The sequence below is a fragment of the Virgibacillus proomii genome, assembly GCF_018916875.1.
GTDB classification, from domain to species: Bacteria; Bacillota; Bacilli; order Bacillales; family Amphibacillaceae; genus Virgibacillus; species Virgibacillus proomii_B.
Genome location: NZ_JAHLNO010000028.1, coordinates 178,817 through 194,882 on the forward strand (window position 1 = coordinate 178,817; position 16,066 = coordinate 194,882).

The window sequence follows — 16,066 nt, forward strand, 5'->3', positions numbered from 1 at the left end:
GTGCAAACTTTTCCTTTAGAAAATATTTCAATTGATGAGGCCCAGCAAAGACAATTTACGTTAATAGATGTAGTTACTAGACATTTCCGCGGAGATGAATTGCTTACATTAGGCGATTTAGGGGTTACAAAAGGTATCAATAAACCAACTTTTACAAAAAAAGTAGAAGAAACATTAGCAGATTTTTTTAATGCAGAGCGAGCAATATTAGTACGTGGAGCAGGTACTGGCGCATTGAGAATGGGATTTTTTTCTTTTTTAAAGGCTGGTGATCGACTGCTTGTTCATGATGCGCCAATCTATCCAACAAGTAAAACTACCTTAGAAATGATGGGGATTGAACTTGTATACGTTGATTTCCATGACTCCAAGGCACTAAATAGCATTATTTTACAAACTCCAAATTTAAAGGGTGTTTTAATTCAGCACACGAGACAGAGAATAGATGATCATTATGATTTGTCTGAAGTTATCCAAATCATTCAATCACTGAGTCCAAATCTAACCATTATTACGGATGATAATTACGCGGCCATGAAGGTCAAACATATTGGAGTACAGGTTGGAGCTGATTTATCGACATTTTCATTATTTAAATTAATGGGACCAGAAGGGATTGGATTAGTTTTAGGAAAAAAGGAATTAATTAATAAAATTGAACAGGTAAATTATTCTGGAGGCAGCCAAGTGCAAGGTTATGAAGCGCTTGAGGCTTTAAGAGGTCTTGTCTATGCTCCTGTTATGTTAGCTATCCAGGCAAAAGTTAATGAACAATTACTGTTATTGCTTAATAACGGGGCTGTGAAAGAAGTGAAAAAGGCTTACTTGGCAAATGCACAATCAAAAGTGATTTTAGTTGAGTTTTCTAAGCCAATTGCAAAAAAAGTTCTTTTATATGCGAATGAATTTGGAGCCACTCCTAATCCAGTAGGTGCAGAGTCAAAATATGAATTTGCACCGATGTTTTATCGTGTGTCAGGAACATTTTTAGCGGCTGATCCATCGCTTGAAAATAGCATGATACGAATTAATCCTTTACGCAGCGGTCCCGAAACAATCATTAGAATATTAAAGAGGTCAATTGAGCGAGCCTTAGAAAGATAAAAGGAAAGAAGGATTTCATCATGGAAAGAAGAGTCATCATCATCATATTAGATAGTTTGGGCGTAGGATATATGGAGGATGCCAAATATTATCACCCTCAAGATGTAGGGGCAAATACATTTAAACATATAATCGACAAAGTGCCATCTATAAAAATACCTACCTTTCAAAGACTAGGTATAAATAAGATTTTACATCACCCCAATCTAAATAATGTTCATAATATTGCAAGCTTCGGTGTTTTAAGACTAATGCATCATGGGGCGGATAGTTTCGAGGGGCATAACGAAATTATGGGAACCAAACCAAAGAAAGCCTATTTAGCTCCGTTTATTAAAAACATGGATCAAGTAAAAGTTGCACTCGAACAAGCAGGCTATACGGTAACCATACCAAATCCTGATTTGCCTTATTTGTTGGTTAATAATATTGTAATTGTAGCGGATAATATTGAAACCGATTATGGACAAATATATAATGTAAGTGCCCCATTAGACTATATCTCGTTTGAAGAAGTGCTAAAAGTTGGTAAATGTGTACGCGATAATGTAAAAGTAAATCGAGTGATCGCTTTAGGAGGTGAAAATGTTACTGCTGAACAGTTACAAAACTCAGTAGAAAGAAGGAAAGATGGTTTAGTAGGAGTGAATTCTCCTAAATCTAAGGTATATAACCAAGGATATCAAGTCCGACACTTAGGGTTTGGTATTTCACCAGAATATCAGTTGCCAACATTAGCAACAACATCGGGTCTCGAAGTATCTCTCGTCGGAAAGATGCAAGATGTCATTTATTGTAAAAAAGCAAATAAGTTTCCTGGTGTGGATACCGAACAAGTAATGAAGGATATTCTACATGAAATGAACAGCTTAAATCATGGCGTTATTGCTGCAACAGTTCAGGAAACTGACTTAGCAGGGCATGCACAAAACCCAGAACGATATGCTGATCGCATTGAAGTAGTGGATCGATATTTATCAGATATACTACAAAATATGAGAGAAGAGGACCTATTAATGTTAAGTGCTGATCATGGTAATGATCCTACCATTGGTCATAGTCAGCATACAAGGGAGAAAACTTACTTGTTAGTTTATAATAAGCGATTCTCACCAGTTCGTATTGGTGAAAGAACAACATTATCTGATATTGCTGCAACTGCAGCAAATTATCTGGGATTAAACAAAACAGAAAATGGAACATCTTTTCTTCCGTTATTGCAAGGCATGTAGAGAGGGGATACAATTATGTTTTTAGAAGCTGTAAAAAAATACAATAGAAAATTAATAGATGTCTCATTAGAACTTCATCAACAAGGAAGTATCTCCCCAAATACGTATGTACTTGATTTAGATATGATACGAAAAAATGCAGTAGCTTTAAATAAAAAAGCCAAAAAACTGGATATTGAACTATTCTTTATGACAAAACAATTTGGTCGTAACCCTGTAGTGACAGAAGCCATTGTTGAAGCTGGAATTAAAAAAGCAGTTGCTGTTGATCCTTGGGAAGCAATTACACTAAGCAAAACGTCAGTCAAATTAGGACATGTGGGTCATTTAGTACAAATACCAAAACAAATGATATCACCAATATTAGACCTTTCCCCTGAATTTATTACAGTTTTCAGCTATGAAAATGCCAAAAATATTAGTGATATAGCATGGCAAAAAGGAATAAAACAAAAAATATTTTTGCGTATAGCTAATAAAGGCGATTTTGTTTTTAATGGGCAGGAAGGCGGATTTACGTTAGCCCAATTAGCTGAAGACTTCAAAAGGATAAAACATTTAGAAGGGGTTGAACTAGCAGGATTAACAAGTTTTCCTTGTATAGTGATTGAAAATGATGTTCCCATGGTTACTGCAAATGTTACGTCAATGCAAAAAGCCAAAGAATTCTTAATAGCTAACGGACATACCAATCTGGAAATGAATATGCCTAGCGGTACATCTGTTGCAACGATGGATATATTGAAAAAAAACGGGGCAACACAAGGAGAGCCGGGACATGCACTAACGGGAACAACACCACTTCATGCTTCAAAAGAATTAGCTGAGAAACCAGCAATAGTTTATGTAACCGAAGTTTCTCATATTTATAACAATCATGCATACGTATTTGGAGGAGGTTTTTACCCCCGCTCACATATGAAAAACGCGCTCGTAGGGGCAAGTAAAGATCACTTGAGAGAAGTTAGGATTATTGAAAATGATCCGACCAATATTGATTATTATGGGAAGTTGGCTACGGAAAATGTAGAAGTTGGAGATACTGCCCTTTATGCATTTCGTACCCAAATTTTTGTTACAAATGCTCAAATTGCTGTTGTAGAAGGAATCTCGTCCAAGCCTAAGCTAATAGGTATTTATGATTCCATGGGCCGTCTAATCCGTAGAGATGTTTAAGCTAATATTTTCTCTTATTTTCCTATATGGATTTCTTTGTTTATTAGTGGGAATATATTAAGTTAAGCATAAAGGCACAGGCACACCACATCTAGCAACGTACAAACTGGAAAGCTTCGCGACGGGATAAAGTGAAACTTCATTCCGTGGAACACGGAATGTTAGTTGAACGAATCGGGGATTTAGGTGCCGTTTTCTCCTAGTTCGACTTCTCCGTGTTCCTTTAATTCCTTGAAGAGGGAGACTTACGGCTTCTTACATTCGGGATAAAGTGAAACTTCATTCCGTGGAACACGGAATGTTAGTTGAACGAATCGGGGATTTAGGTGCCGTTTTCTCCCAGTTCGACTTTTCCGTGTTCCTTTAATTCGTGAAGAGGGAGACTTACGGCTTCTTACATTCGGGATAAAGTGAAACTTCATTCCGTGGAACACGGAATGTTAGTTGAACGAATCGGGGATTTAGGTGCCGTTTTCTCCTAGTTCGACTTCTCCGTGTTCCTTTAATTCGTGAAGAGGGAGACTTACGGCACCTTACATGCGGGATAAAGTGAAACTTCATTCCGTGGAACACGGAATGTTAGTTGAACGAATCGGGGATTTAGGTGCCGTTTTCTCCTAGTTCGACTTCTCCGTGTTCCTTTAATTCCTTGAAGAGGGAGACTTACGGCACCTTACATTCGGGATAAAGGAAATATGCTTCTGCAACAGGGGTATGCCGACGCTGGACGGCAATCCCGCTTTAGTCGGTCTTTCTTGAGATTCGAACCGATATTGACTTATCGTAGGAAGAATATCGAAGTTTGCCAGTCGCTGAGCACCTGATTTAGATGAAGCTCTCTCAAAAAAGATATCTGCAACGCATAAATGAATAAAATGTAAAAGAGGCTGGGACAAAACTAAAACAGCTGATTAAAAAACGAACAATAAATCGTCCTTGTGTATACGCAAGTTTTTGGCGTAGTCAAAATATGTAGACTCCTGCAGGAATAGCTCGAGCTGAAGATCCCGCAGGAAAGCGATCTTTGCTTTCCGAGGAAGCTGAGGCCGTGCCCGCGGAAAGTGAAATAGTTTGACGTAGCGATGATAGGAATTTTTTTAACACAAACAAACCGAACAATTATAAATGAATTGTTCGGTTTTTGCTATTTAGTATTTGCTTATGTCCCAGCCTCTTTTTGTACTATAGGAAAGTATAAAACTTTATGGTTTATAGTATAAGAAAAACTATAGCTTTCACTAAAGACTTGGCGACAAGCCAAGTTTTTCTAACATTTATAATATTTATTTTAAATTATAATAGGAGTTCCTTTGCCACTTTTTTGATGCTACATTCGAATATTAGGTCAGAAGGAGGTGATCAAATGGCTCTCGCAACAATTACAGATTCATCATTACGTTTGGAGTTTAATAGCGGATTGGATGAAGGATCAGGGAAGCCACTAGCAAAGACCAAGAACTTTAACAATATTAAAATCGATGCCACCCCTGATCAGCTTTATGCTGTTGCTCAAGTGTTTGCAGGATTGCAACAACATCCATTAAAGAAAATTGAACGTAAAGACACTTCGAGTATTGTTTAATAATAAGTTTAGAAACATAAGAAGAGGAGGGATAATGTGAAAAGGCTAGAATTAAAGTTTACGAATGAAGAAGGAAAAGTGGCCACTTATTCAGTTGACAATCCGATAGAACCAGCTAATCCATCGAAAATTAATGCCGCAATGGATGAAATTCTGAAACAAAATGTATTTGCCACAAGTGGTGGAGATCTTACAGCAAAGAAAAGTGCAATGATTGTAGAAAGGGTTGTTGAAGAAATTGAAATGAATTAATCCGTAGCGACCCGTTAACGTTTCATGTTAACTGGTCGCTTTTTTATACTATAGGAAGTATAAAATTTTAGGGTTTATAGTATAAGAAAAACTATGGCTTTCGCTAAAGACTTGGCGACAAGCCAAGTTTTTCTAACAAGTTAATAATACCTTATATATCAACAAGCGACTAAATAATTATTATGGAAGAGACAAAAAGTAGACAGTTAGATAACTTTTATCCCGCATGTAAGGTGCCGTAAGACTCCCACTTATTTCCTTTAACTTAAATCGCTTAAGCAATATTTGTCAAAAGTCTTATTCATTTCCCGGGAAATATCGACAGTTTGCTATGTAACTGGCAGTAAGACCAACTAACTTCCATGCTACGAGAAACCCAGGAGGATAAGTGGAAGATCAAACTGCAAGTCAAGTTCCCGATTCTGTTTATTTTAACAATCAGTAGGGGGAAAGAAAAACTCCACTGATTGAAGATTCACTTTATTATAATGGGCATAAATGGATTTTATGTGTGAAGATTGTTCAATTGGAGATTACAACGATATAATAGATTGTGGCTGATTATGTCGTCGGAGGTGATAAGGTGAATGCGACTAAGGTAATAGCAAAATTAAGGGATCGTAAGCCAACTATTTTAGGACGTGAACAGTTTCGAGAATTTGGTATATTCATTCCTATGGTAGAAATTAAAAATGAAACGCATTTGTTATTCGAAGTGCGCTCGTTAAAAATGCGCAATCAGCCTGGCGATATTTGTTTTCCGGGCGGGAGAGTAGAACAAGATGACGAAAGTGAACTACATTGTGCGTTACGGGAAACATCAGAGGAAATAGGTGTAGATATTACAAGTATAAGTGATGTTGTTCCACTAGATTATATTGTATCTGATTTTGGAAGAATCATATTTCCATTTGTTGGAGTGCTTCATCATCCAGAAAAAATTGTACCAAATCGTGCAGAAGTAGATGAGGTATTCACAGTCCCTTTACAATTTTTCCTTGAGACAAAGCCTGAAGTATATAAGGTAAATTTCAAAGTCATTCCTGAAGTTAATTTTCCATATGAACATATTCAAGGTGGGAAAAAATATGAATGGAATGTGCGAGCTGCTGATGAATTATTTTATTACTATAAAGGAAAGGTGATTTGGGGACTAACTGCAAGGATAATTGCTCATTTTGTCGAGCTAATAAAACAGTGATGAGTTATTTGAACTACGGTTCTATTAATTAATAAGAGCCGAACGTTTTATAGTATGTGTTTAAACGAATTTTTGCAATTATAATAAAGAATTTTGTTTCGTTTGCTCAATACCGGAAGACTCCAGTTTATGTGAAAGAAATAATTATATAACAGTGCACTATCAATTAGTCATCAGTGGGGCAGGAAAACCCCACTGAATGACATTTCTCTATCCGTAAGGCGGTAAAAAATGTACTACTCTATCTAAGCAGTAAATCATTACAGGTAAGCAAGATAGGTAGATTAATTTCTCGATTAACCTAATAACGAAACTTCGTAAATTCTCCTCCATTAACTTTTTTATCCCGCATGTAACGTGCCGTAAGACTCCTACTTCAAAGAGCCTGAGTTGGTACAACAGGGTCTAAGTGGGAGAAAACGGCACCTAAATGCCCGATTCGTTCAACTAACATTTCTTGGGAAAAGCATTCCAAGAAATGAAGTTTCATTTTATTAGTAAATAATCTTTACATAAGGAAACCGAAACTCCCCCGATAGCTTAAATAAGCGTCTATTTGTTCAGCCAATATAAAAACGGTTTTTTAGGGACATGTATAGACTTGACTCTTTCTTATCCACGGGTGTGAAAAAGTAATACGATTAACTGTTAATAAATTTATACTTATTCTCATGTGTAACCTAAAAGTCGAGAGTATTGTAATGTGTTTAACTCATTGCAACTTGATACGGAAAAATGAGCATGATATCCTTTTTAAATTAGCCAAGTCTTCTTATAGTTGGCTTTTTTGCTAATATATCGTGCTCATAGAGACTTTGTGTCAAGTTGCAATTCTCGATTTGCCATTGCACTTCTCTTGTAAAATACAACTCTGTCTGAATTCTAGTATATGATTATTTTACTGAGACATGATAGAATACTCCTTAGTGTATAATTATGTTCTTAGCAAACAAATTAAGCTTTCGATTAAACTTTGGTTAAGAACACAGCATGGGAGATGACATAAAGTGAATCAGGTTTTAAAAAATAAATGGGTTGTCGTAAGTATAGCTGTTTTCTGCTCCATTTTATGGGGCAGTGCATTTCCTGTGTTAAAAGTGAGCTATGAGGAATTGCAAATGGCTGCAGATGATACGATTGCTAAAATTGTGTTAGCAGGAATGAGATTTCTGCTAGCTGGAATCATGATCTTAGTCGGTTTACTGATAGTAAATCGAAAGTACTTAATTGTAACAAAACGACAACTGTTTTTTCTTACTATATTTGGGATCATCCAAACAGGGTTACAATATTTCTTTTTTTATAATGGATTAGCCAATGTTTCCGGTATGCAAGGAGCAATTTTAATATCTAGTGGAACGTTTTTTACCGTTGTACTGGCGCATTTTTTCTATACAAATGACCGCTTGAATTGGAACAAAGCAATTGGTTTAGTAGCAGGGTTTACCGGAATTATGGTGGCTAATTGGGGACAGGAACTGCAGCTCAGCTTCCAGTTAACCGGTGAGGGATACATGATTTTAGCAGGACTAACAGGAGCTATCGGTACCATTATGGCAAAGGAACTAGCGGTTGGTATCCACCCATTTGCTCTCACTGGATGGCAATTAACAATCGGATCCGGATTAATGTTAATCGTAGGGGTACCTCAGCTGAGTGATCATGCAATGACTTTTACGCCTTTAGGTTGGTGGTTATTTATTTATTCAGCAGTATTATCGGCAGCAGCTTTTGCTTTGTGGTATTCTATTTTAAAATATAACAAAGCTGGGGAAATCAGCATGTATAAATTCTTAACACCTGTTTCTGGGGCATTGTTGTCAGCAGTCTTTATTTCCGAGGAAAAACTAACGATCTTTATAATTGGTGCACTCGTTTTGGTAGCAATCGGTATTATCTCTGTGAATTACAAAAAGAAAGAAAAAGGGGCGAACAAAAAACAAATGCAAACTTATTGAGCAGTGGTTGTATAAATTGTTTTAAAAGGATACATTAAATAAAATTTACAGACAATATTTTATAAAGGCTAAATAGTGTGCTGTGAAAATTATAATGGAGCTTACTGGAAAATAACGATATTCTGGTAAGCTCTTTTGTTGAAAAAAGCTTTTAAAAATGGCTGTTTGATCTGTGAAGAATACGTAAAGAGAGGTTAAAAAAACGCGAAATAAATGATTTTTGTTTGGTGAAGGAAGTGGTTATTGGTCAATAGTTGCTTTTTTTAATCGATAAATATCTTTTTTATTTGCCCAAACGTCATCACGGAGTACAGAAAAATTCAAGTTTAAATTGTTTAGCTCTTTTTTAATATGACCGAATTCTTTAGCATTGTCCATACGCATTCCATCAATTTCTGCTTTTAGATGTTCCTGTCCGGAACGAAGGGCAAATAGAATAGATTGTTGTTCATCGAGTCTTTTTCCGTGCTCATCTAGTTTCTTGCTGTGGTTATCCAGCTTCAAACTGTGTTCATCCAATTTATGGTTGATTTGTTCAAGTATCGTTAATATTTTTTCTTCCTGTTTCATATAATTCACCTCCTAATATAACAAGAGTATATCATAAATAATAAAAAATAAAATGACTCATTTATAACTTAATACATCAAATATTTCATGTAAAAAGAAACAGCTTTTTCATAAATCTACATAACTTCCTGGTAATTCTTCATTTGTTATGTGTAAGATAAAACCAGCAAGGGAATAGTAGCTAAAAATTGATTGGTTTTTATTCTAAGACTTTTTAGCTTCACCTTGCTATACACTCATAAATATTCAAAACAATCAAGATTCACTATATGAGTAGTGGAAAGAACGATAAAAAGAACCCAGAGGTAGATGCGTCCTTGTTACAGGAAGAAGAATAATACAATTACATACTGTATAACAAAACAAGTCGTGTCATTGTAACGAACTTTTTAAACAGCCTCTAATAAGCAATTTGAAAGGAATTTCAAGATGAATAAACAAAAGAAAACGATTAAAAGAAGATACAATCGTATATCAAGTGGTTTTGATTTAATGGATCATATCAGAAAGAAGAGTGGTGAAAGGAATTGATTCAACAAGCAGATAGAAGTGTACTAGAAGTTGGTGTGGGTCAGGAACTATACAGAACTATTTAAAGTACTATTCCAAAGAAGTTCAAGTGATGGGGATAGATTTTAGCCCCAACATGCTTAAAAGAGCAGGGGAAAAAGCAAACCGACTTCCTGTAGATATTTAACTACTCAAAATAGATATTCAAAACTTGGAAGTTGCCGACAATACATTTGGTGCGGTGATCTGTCCCCCATAGTTCAATAAATTATTCAAAATTAAGTAATGTAATCACTTTACATATGAAACTAAATGCTCTATACTAAAGATGACTGGTTATAACCACTTAGTAAGAGAGGTAGGAGGAAAGCTTGGATAAAAATAGTAAGGTGCCCTTATATTTACAGTTGATGGAAGAAATCATTCAAAAAATAGAAAATAAAACATATACAGAGCATCAAAAGCTGCCATCTGAACGTGAACTTTGCAGTATGTATAATCTTAGTCGAATAACTGTTAGACAGGCGCTTCAAGAGTTAGAAAGAGAAGGTTATATTTATAAATTACATGGTAAAGGTACCTTTGTTGCAGCGGCAACATTTGAGCAAAATTTAGTCAAATTATATAGTTTTACAGAGGAAATGAAAAAGTTGGGGAAAACTCCAATGACACAAGTAATATCGTTTGAAGAAATTGCGGTTGAAAAGCGGTTGGCAGAAAAAATGAAATTAAAACCACTTGATGAAGTATTTCAAGTTGTACGGTTACGATTAGCAGACAACGAACCGCTCATGTATGAAACATCGTATTTACCAAAGAGAATATTTCCTAAGCTGACTAAATCACAGCTAATGGAAAAACCGATGTACGATGTCTTTTATCAAGATTATCAAATTATTGTAACAAGAGCTGTTGAGAAGTTTTCAGCAACTCATTTACGTGATGCAGAAGCCGATTATTTAAACGCAACAGTACAGCAGCCGGCAATGCTTATTAAACGATTTGCATTTCATCAAGACCAATTAATCGAATATACGGTAAGCGTAGCAAGAGGAGATAAATTTGATTATACAGTTGAATTAACGTAAAACCGGCTCTATTGGCAGACAAAAAAGCTTAAATAGAGCTTTTCCACAGATTAACTGGTTATGACAACATGACCACATAATAAAAGGAGGAATATCATGTTTCACTTAACAGAGAAAGAATTACAAAAAAATATGGCGGGGCATACGGCACAGGAGATTTATCAACAACCTGAAATTTGGCAGGATACAGTCAACGCCGTAGTAGAAAAACAAACAGAAATTGAACGTTTTTTAAAAGCTATTTATGATCAGCATAAACAAGTACGAGTCGTAATGACGGGAGCAGGAACATCGGCTTTTGCTGGAGATATACTCACTCCTGAACTGCAAAAGCAGCATCAAGGTAAGATACAATTTGAAGCAATTGCAACTACAGATATCGTATCTAACCCTACTCATTATCTATTTAAAGAGATACCAACTATTTTAGTATCCTTCGCAAGATCAGGCAATAGTCCAGAAAGTGTGGCAGCAGTAAAACTAGCAAAGGACATTATTGATGATTTTTATCAAGTAAATATTACCTGTAATCCGAATGGTCAACTAGCTGAAAATACGAAGCATGATGAAAATAGTTTAACGATACTTACACCAGAAAAGGCGCATGATCAAGCTTTTGCAATGACTAGTAGCTTTACAAGTATGATTTTAGCATGTTATATGATTTTTTCTAAACGCTCTATTTCCCGTAATACAATAGAAGGAATGATAGCGAATGGTAACCAGCTTGTTAAGCAAGTAGTAGAAGTTGTTGAAGAAGTAATTGCTCATGATATGGAACGAATTGTCTATTTAGGCTCAGGATCGCTTGGCCAATTGGCTCATGAAGCAGCGTTGAAAATGCTTGAGCTCACGGCAGGAAAGGTGGTAGCAGTTCATGAGTCATCGCTTGGTTTCCGGCATGGTCCTAAGTCAATTTTAAATGATCAGTCTGTAGTAGTCCTATTTTTATCTCAAGATGCTTATACAAGAAAATACGATCTGGATATGTTAAGAGAGCTAGCTGGTGAGACAACTATAATTAAGACGATAGCGCTAACAGAAAGACAAGATGAAGAAGTAAGTAAATTAGCAGACTGGGCCATTTCTGTAAATCCTGAAGAAAAAACGTTGGGGGATGACTTTTATTTAGCCATGCTTTATATCCTATTTGCTCAAGTCCTTGCGTTGAAAAAGTCGATTCAGTTAGGAATTACACCTGATAATCCAAGTCCAGACGGATCGGTTAATCGTGTCGTAAAAGGTGTAACGATTTACGACTATGAAGAGAAATAGTAGCTTTTAAATGTAAGTTCAAAAAGAAAATGAAAAGGACTAGGTCGGCTAAAATTAGGAACCCTTGTTGCAAAGCTGTCACGAGTACGTCACATGTGTTGAAATACGAGACGATGTCATTTTAAGGAGTGACATGGTGCATTTACTCATGAACATTTGGGACGGCCTCATTGAAAACGCCATCCCAAGCAGGAAAAGAGCTTTCTTTTCAATGGAACAAAGAAACAAGCCAACGATGAAATTCGATGTGTCATTTTTGCCGACCTTTTAATCCATCACTTTTAAGGTCTCTATTGGAGCTGTATTGGTAGCGTTTATATAAATTCGAATTATAGAAAGGATGAATAAAATGACAACACCAAATATTTTATTAACAAGGATTGATAATCGATTAATTCATGGACAAGTAGGGGTAACATGGGTAAATCATTTAGGGGCTAATTTAGTATTAGTTGCAAATGATAAGGCAGCACAAGATAAAGTACAACAAAGTTTAATGGATATGGTCCTTCCAGATGTTATTCAAGCGAGATACTTTTCGTTACAAAAAACAATTGACGTCATTCATAAAGCATCACCAAGACAAAAAATATTCCTTGTCGTAAAAGATGTACATGATGCCCTTACATTAAAGGAAGGAGGAGTGCCGATAGATCATATTAACGTAGGAAATATGCATTATGAAGAAGGAAAAAAACAGATCTCTGCAACAGTTTCTGTAGATGAAAAGGATATTAAAGCCTTTAAACGCCTTGATGAATTAGGTGTAACGCTTGATATAAGAGGAGTTCCAAATGAAAAAGGTCAAAATATAATGGAGCTTATTTAATTTGTGGAAGGAGGAGCTTAAATGTTACTAGAAGCCATTTTAATAGCCATCTGGGCAGGAATTATTGGGATAGATTTATATGTTGGATTAACGCATGCACATCGTCCTGTTGTTACTGGGCTTGTTGTTGGTTTAATTTTAGGTGATGTTACTACTGGATTAATAGTTGGAGGTACGTTGGAATTAATATGGATGGGAATGGTTCCGCTAGCAGGAGCCCAACCTCCAAATGTGGTTATTGGCGGTGTGATTGGTACGGCATTTGGTGTTATAGCTGGTCAAGATCCTAAGGTTGCGGTTGGGGTAGCCATACCTTTTGCAGTAGCTGTTCAAGGTTTAATTACACTATTTTTTACCATCTTTGCACCAGTAATGCATAAAGCTGATCAATATGCATTGGATGCAAATGATAAAGGTATTGAAAGAATAAATTATTTAGGTATAGCCATTCTGTTTATGTTTAATGCTCTCATTGCATTTCTTCCTATTTATTTTGGAGCAGAGCAAGCAGCAGCCTTTGTTGAAACAGTTCCGCAATGGATTATTGATGGATTGTCGATTGCTGGTGGTATTATGCCTGCTATCGGTTTTGCAATGTTATTACGGATCATGATAAAGGTCGAATATATCATGTTTTTCATTGTTGGGTTTATTTTAGCAGCATATTTAGAACTACCAATCTTAGCAATAGCTTTAATTGGTCTAGCCATAGCGCTATACGATTATAACCAAAATAAACACAAGCAATCCCCAGCTCTAGAGGAGGAGATAACCGATGGTATCTAATAGTTATCAATATGAAGATATTACTCCTGCACAAGACTTACAGCCAAAACAAATTAGAAAATTAGCTTGGAGATCATTGCTGTTACAAGCATCCTTTAATTATGAACGTATGCAAGCAGCTGGTTGGTTGTATGCTATACTCCCTGGTTTAAAAGCAGTTCATAAGAATAAAAAAGATTTGAGCAAGGCTATGAAGGATCATATGGAGTTCTTTAATACGCATCCTTTCTTAGTTACCTTTATCATGGGTGTCATTTTAGCCATGGAGCAAAAAAAGGAAGATAGAGAAGCCATTCGTGGAATAAAAGTAGCTACTATGGGCCCATTAGGCGGTATTGGCGATGCATTATTTTACTTAACCTTACTACCAATTACTGCAAGTATAGGTGCTTCATTGGCGGTAAATGGTAATATATTTGGGCCGTTTGTATTTTTGATCCTATTTAATATCATTCATTTTGGTGTACGATTTGGCCTCATGAGTTACGGTTATAAAACAGGTGTTAGGGCTATTAGTAAGTTGAAAGAAGGCACTAAACACGTTTCACGCGCTGCTTCGATTGTAGGCTTAACAGTAGTTGGCGGATTAATTGCAACCTATGTTGCTTTCAAAATTAATTATACATGGGTACAGGGAGAAGCAAAATTAAATGTGCAAACAGATATTTTGGATCAAATCATGCCGGCATTGTTACCTTTGGCATATACACTTTTGGTTTATTGGTTATTAAAAAAAGGACGTTCACCATTAGTGTTGATAGGACTTACAGTAGTTGTCGGACTGGTTGGTTCTTATTTCGGAATCATGTAAATAAAAAAGCAAGAAAACAATATTTTAATTTTAAAGGGGAATTCTGAATGATTGGAATAGTAATAACAGGACATGGATCATTTCCAAAGGGAATATTAGAGTCACTCCATTTAATTGCAGGAGATGTTGAAAATTTAGTGATGGTTCCCTTTGAAGATGATCCAATTGAATTGGAAACATCTTTACAGCAAGCTATTGAACAAGTGGATTCAGATAGTGGAGTGGTTTGCTTTGCTGATCTTGCTGGGGGTACACCTTTTAATGTAAGCTCTCGGATCGCAGCATATAAGGATGATCTTCGGGTAATTGGCGGGACAAATCTACCAATGATACTAAGTTGTTTGTTTAAGAGAAACCAACCTTTAGATGATTTTGTAAAAACTGCTTTAAATGAAGGGAAAGAAAATATAAAAGCTTTTGAAATTAAAAAGCGTGAACATGTAAATGACGATCCGACCATGGATGGTATTTAACAAATTTTAAAATTTAATTTCAATTCTTAATGAATAAAGGAAGTATATGAAATGAACTATTACATCAAAGCAGATCAGTTTATGTTAGAAGATCGAATGCTAGAAGCAGGTTATCTCGCGATTACAGACGGTCGATTTGGAGAATGGAGTTCATCATTGCCGGAAGAGGCGGAAGTTGTTGACTGGAGCGGGTATACAATTGCTCCCGGATTGTTCGATACACATATTCACGGAATAAACGGCTATGATGTGATGGACGGGACGAAAGAAGCAGTCCATCACATCTCTAAAGCGTTATTGTCTTTAGGAGTTACCAGGTTTTTACCAACAACATTAACTTCTTCAACTGATGCACTGGAGCAAGCCATATCTGCTACTGTAGAAGCAACAAACGAGGGTCTGTTAGGTGCTTTATCAGAAGGAATTTATCTTGAGGGCCCTTTTTTTACCGAGCGTTATAAAGGAGCGCAAAATCCAAAGTACTTTCGTGATCCAGATATCGATTTGTTCCAACAATGGCAACAGCTTGCTAATTATACAATTGTAAAAATCGCTCTTGCACCAGAGAGAAAAGCTGCTATCGATTTTATTAAGGAATTGAGTGATTGCAATATTTTAGTAAGTATCGGTCATAGTGATGCAAGCTATGACTGTTCCAAACGAGCAATTCAGGCAGGTGCAAGAAATTTTGTTCATTTGTTTAATGGTATGTCTGGATTGCATCATCGGAACCCAGGTGTTGCTGGTACAGCTTTGATGACAAACGATACATTTGCTGAATTGATTTGTGACAGTCATCATGTTCATCCTGATGTAGCCAATTTTGCTTGGCAGGTGAAAGGCGAGAAGATTGTATTAATTACAGATTGTATGCGTGCAGGTTTAATGCCGGATGGACATTATTATTTAGGTGAATTTCCTGTTGTGATGCAAGATGGAACTGCTAGGACAGAAACAGGTTCACTAGCAGGAAGCACCTTGAAACTGATCGATGGAGTTAAACATTTACAAAGCTGGTCACATCGTCCTTTACATGAAGTTTGGCATTTAGCAAGTTTAAGTCCTGCTAAAAGCCTTGGACGTGGCCATGAGCTTGGAAGTATTCATCCGGGAAAATATGCGGATTATGTAGTGGTTGATAATGAATTGATGATACATGCTACAGCAGTAAATGGCGAAGTGAAATTTCAAAGGAAAGCAACCGAGTAGAGGAGGAATA

General features: G+C 36.2%; 15 protein-coding genes and 1 pseudogene. 15 read left to right on the forward strand and 1 reads right to left on the reverse strand.

Annotated features, from left to right (window positions below; translation table 11 throughout):
- The 7 genes from KQI21_RS14995 (at window position 1) to KQI21_RS16565 (ending at window position 8,505) form a co-directional block, all read left to right on the forward strand.
- On the forward strand, window positions 1-1,104 hold the full coding sequence (locus KQI21_RS14995; RefSeq protein ID WP_373687686.1) for an aminotransferase class V-fold PLP-dependent enzyme: 1,104 nt from the start codon (window positions 1-3) through the stop codon (window positions 1,102-1,104).
- A gap of 20 nt (window positions 1,105-1,124) precedes the next feature.
- The gene (locus KQI21_RS15000) at window positions 1,125-2,336 is read left to right on the forward strand and encodes a phosphopentomutase (protein ID WP_216485039.1); all 1,212 of its coding nucleotides are present in this window, start codon (window positions 1,125-1,127) and stop codon (window positions 2,334-2,336) included.
- Between the two features lie 15 nt (window positions 2,337-2,351).
- Window positions 2,352-3,512: a YhfX family PLP-dependent enzyme gene (locus tag KQI21_RS15005; RefSeq protein WP_216485040.1), complete on the forward strand. Its 1,161-nt coding sequence runs from the start codon at window positions 2,352-2,354 to the stop codon at window positions 3,510-3,512.
- A gap of 1,363 nt (window positions 3,513-4,875) precedes the next feature.
- Window positions 4,876-5,094 (forward strand): DUF1659 domain-containing protein, encoded by a 219-nt coding sequence (locus KQI21_RS15010; protein ID WP_216485041.1) that lies wholly within the window; start codon window positions 4,876-4,878, stop codon window positions 5,092-5,094.
- A 36-nt stretch (window positions 5,095-5,130) separates the two neighbouring features.
- Window positions 5,131-5,346, forward strand: coding sequence for a DUF2922 domain-containing protein (locus tag KQI21_RS15015; RefSeq protein ID WP_216485042.1), 216 nt, complete (start codon window positions 5,131-5,133; stop codon window positions 5,344-5,346).
- Window positions 5,347-5,929: 583 nt separating this feature from the next.
- Window positions 5,930-6,547, forward strand: a complete 618-nt coding sequence (locus KQI21_RS15020) for an NUDIX hydrolase (protein WP_216485043.1) — start codon at window positions 5,930-5,932, stop codon at window positions 6,545-6,547.
- 1,007 nt (window positions 6,548-7,554) lie between these two features.
- Window positions 7,555-8,505 carry a DMT family transporter gene (locus KQI21_RS16565; RefSeq protein WP_216485044.1) on the forward strand — a complete coding sequence of 317 codons (951 nt, stop codon included), beginning with the start codon at window positions 7,555-7,557 and terminating at the stop codon, window positions 8,503-8,505.
- Between the two features lie 240 nt (window positions 8,506-8,745).
- Here KQI21_RS16565 and KQI21_RS15030 read toward each other — a convergent pair whose 3' ends face one another.
- Entirely contained in the window at window positions 8,746-9,075 is a 330-nt protein-coding gene (locus KQI21_RS15030; RefSeq protein ID WP_216485045.1) for a hypothetical protein, read from the reverse strand.
- A 577-nt stretch (window positions 9,076-9,652) separates the two neighbouring features.
- Here KQI21_RS15030 and KQI21_RS16990 point away from each other — a divergent pair.
- The 8 genes and pseudogenes from KQI21_RS16990 to nagA all read left to right on the forward strand — a co-directional run.
- Window positions 9,653-9,772 (forward strand): annotated as a pseudogene (locus KQI21_RS16990) (hypothetical protein); the annotation flags it as partial.
- A 184-nt stretch (window positions 9,773-9,956) separates the two neighbouring features.
- Window positions 9,957-10,673 (forward strand): GntR family transcriptional regulator, encoded by a 717-nt coding sequence (locus KQI21_RS15040; RefSeq protein ID WP_253291547.1) that lies wholly within the window; start codon window positions 9,957-9,959, stop codon window positions 10,671-10,673.
- 96 nt (window positions 10,674-10,769) lie between these two features.
- Window positions 10,770-11,948: an SIS domain-containing protein gene (locus tag KQI21_RS15045; RefSeq protein WP_216485046.1), complete on the forward strand. Its 1,179-nt coding sequence runs from the start codon at window positions 10,770-10,772 to the stop codon at window positions 11,946-11,948.
- 349 nt (window positions 11,949-12,297) lie between these two features.
- Window positions 12,298-12,777: a PTS N-acetylgalactosamine transporter subunit IIB gene (gene agaV, locus KQI21_RS15050; RefSeq protein WP_216485047.1), complete on the forward strand. Its 480-nt coding sequence runs from the start codon at window positions 12,298-12,300 to the stop codon at window positions 12,775-12,777.
- Window positions 12,778-12,798: 21 nt separating this feature from the next.
- Entirely contained in the window at window positions 12,799-13,563 is a 765-nt protein-coding gene (agaW, locus tag KQI21_RS15055) for a PTS N-acetylgalactosamine transporter subunit IIC (protein WP_216485048.1), read from the forward strand.
- Window positions 13,553-14,374: a PTS system mannose/fructose/sorbose family transporter subunit IID gene (locus KQI21_RS15060; protein WP_216485049.1), complete on the forward strand. Its 822-nt coding sequence runs from the start codon at window positions 13,553-13,555 to the stop codon at window positions 14,372-14,374. Before agaW ends, KQI21_RS15060 begins: the two co-directional genes overlap by 11 nt.
- Window positions 14,375-14,421: 47 nt before the next feature.
- Complete coding sequence (locus tag KQI21_RS15065; protein ID WP_216485050.1) at window positions 14,422-14,847, forward strand: PTS sugar transporter subunit IIA; 426 nt, start codon at window positions 14,422-14,424, stop codon at window positions 14,845-14,847.
- A 51-nt stretch (window positions 14,848-14,898) separates the two neighbouring features.
- The gene (gene nagA, locus KQI21_RS15070; protein WP_216485051.1) at window positions 14,899-16,056 is read left to right on the forward strand and encodes an N-acetylglucosamine-6-phosphate deacetylase; all 1,158 of its coding nucleotides are present in this window, start codon (window positions 14,899-14,901) and stop codon (window positions 16,054-16,056) included.
- Window positions 16,057-16,066: the final 10 nt, after the last annotated feature.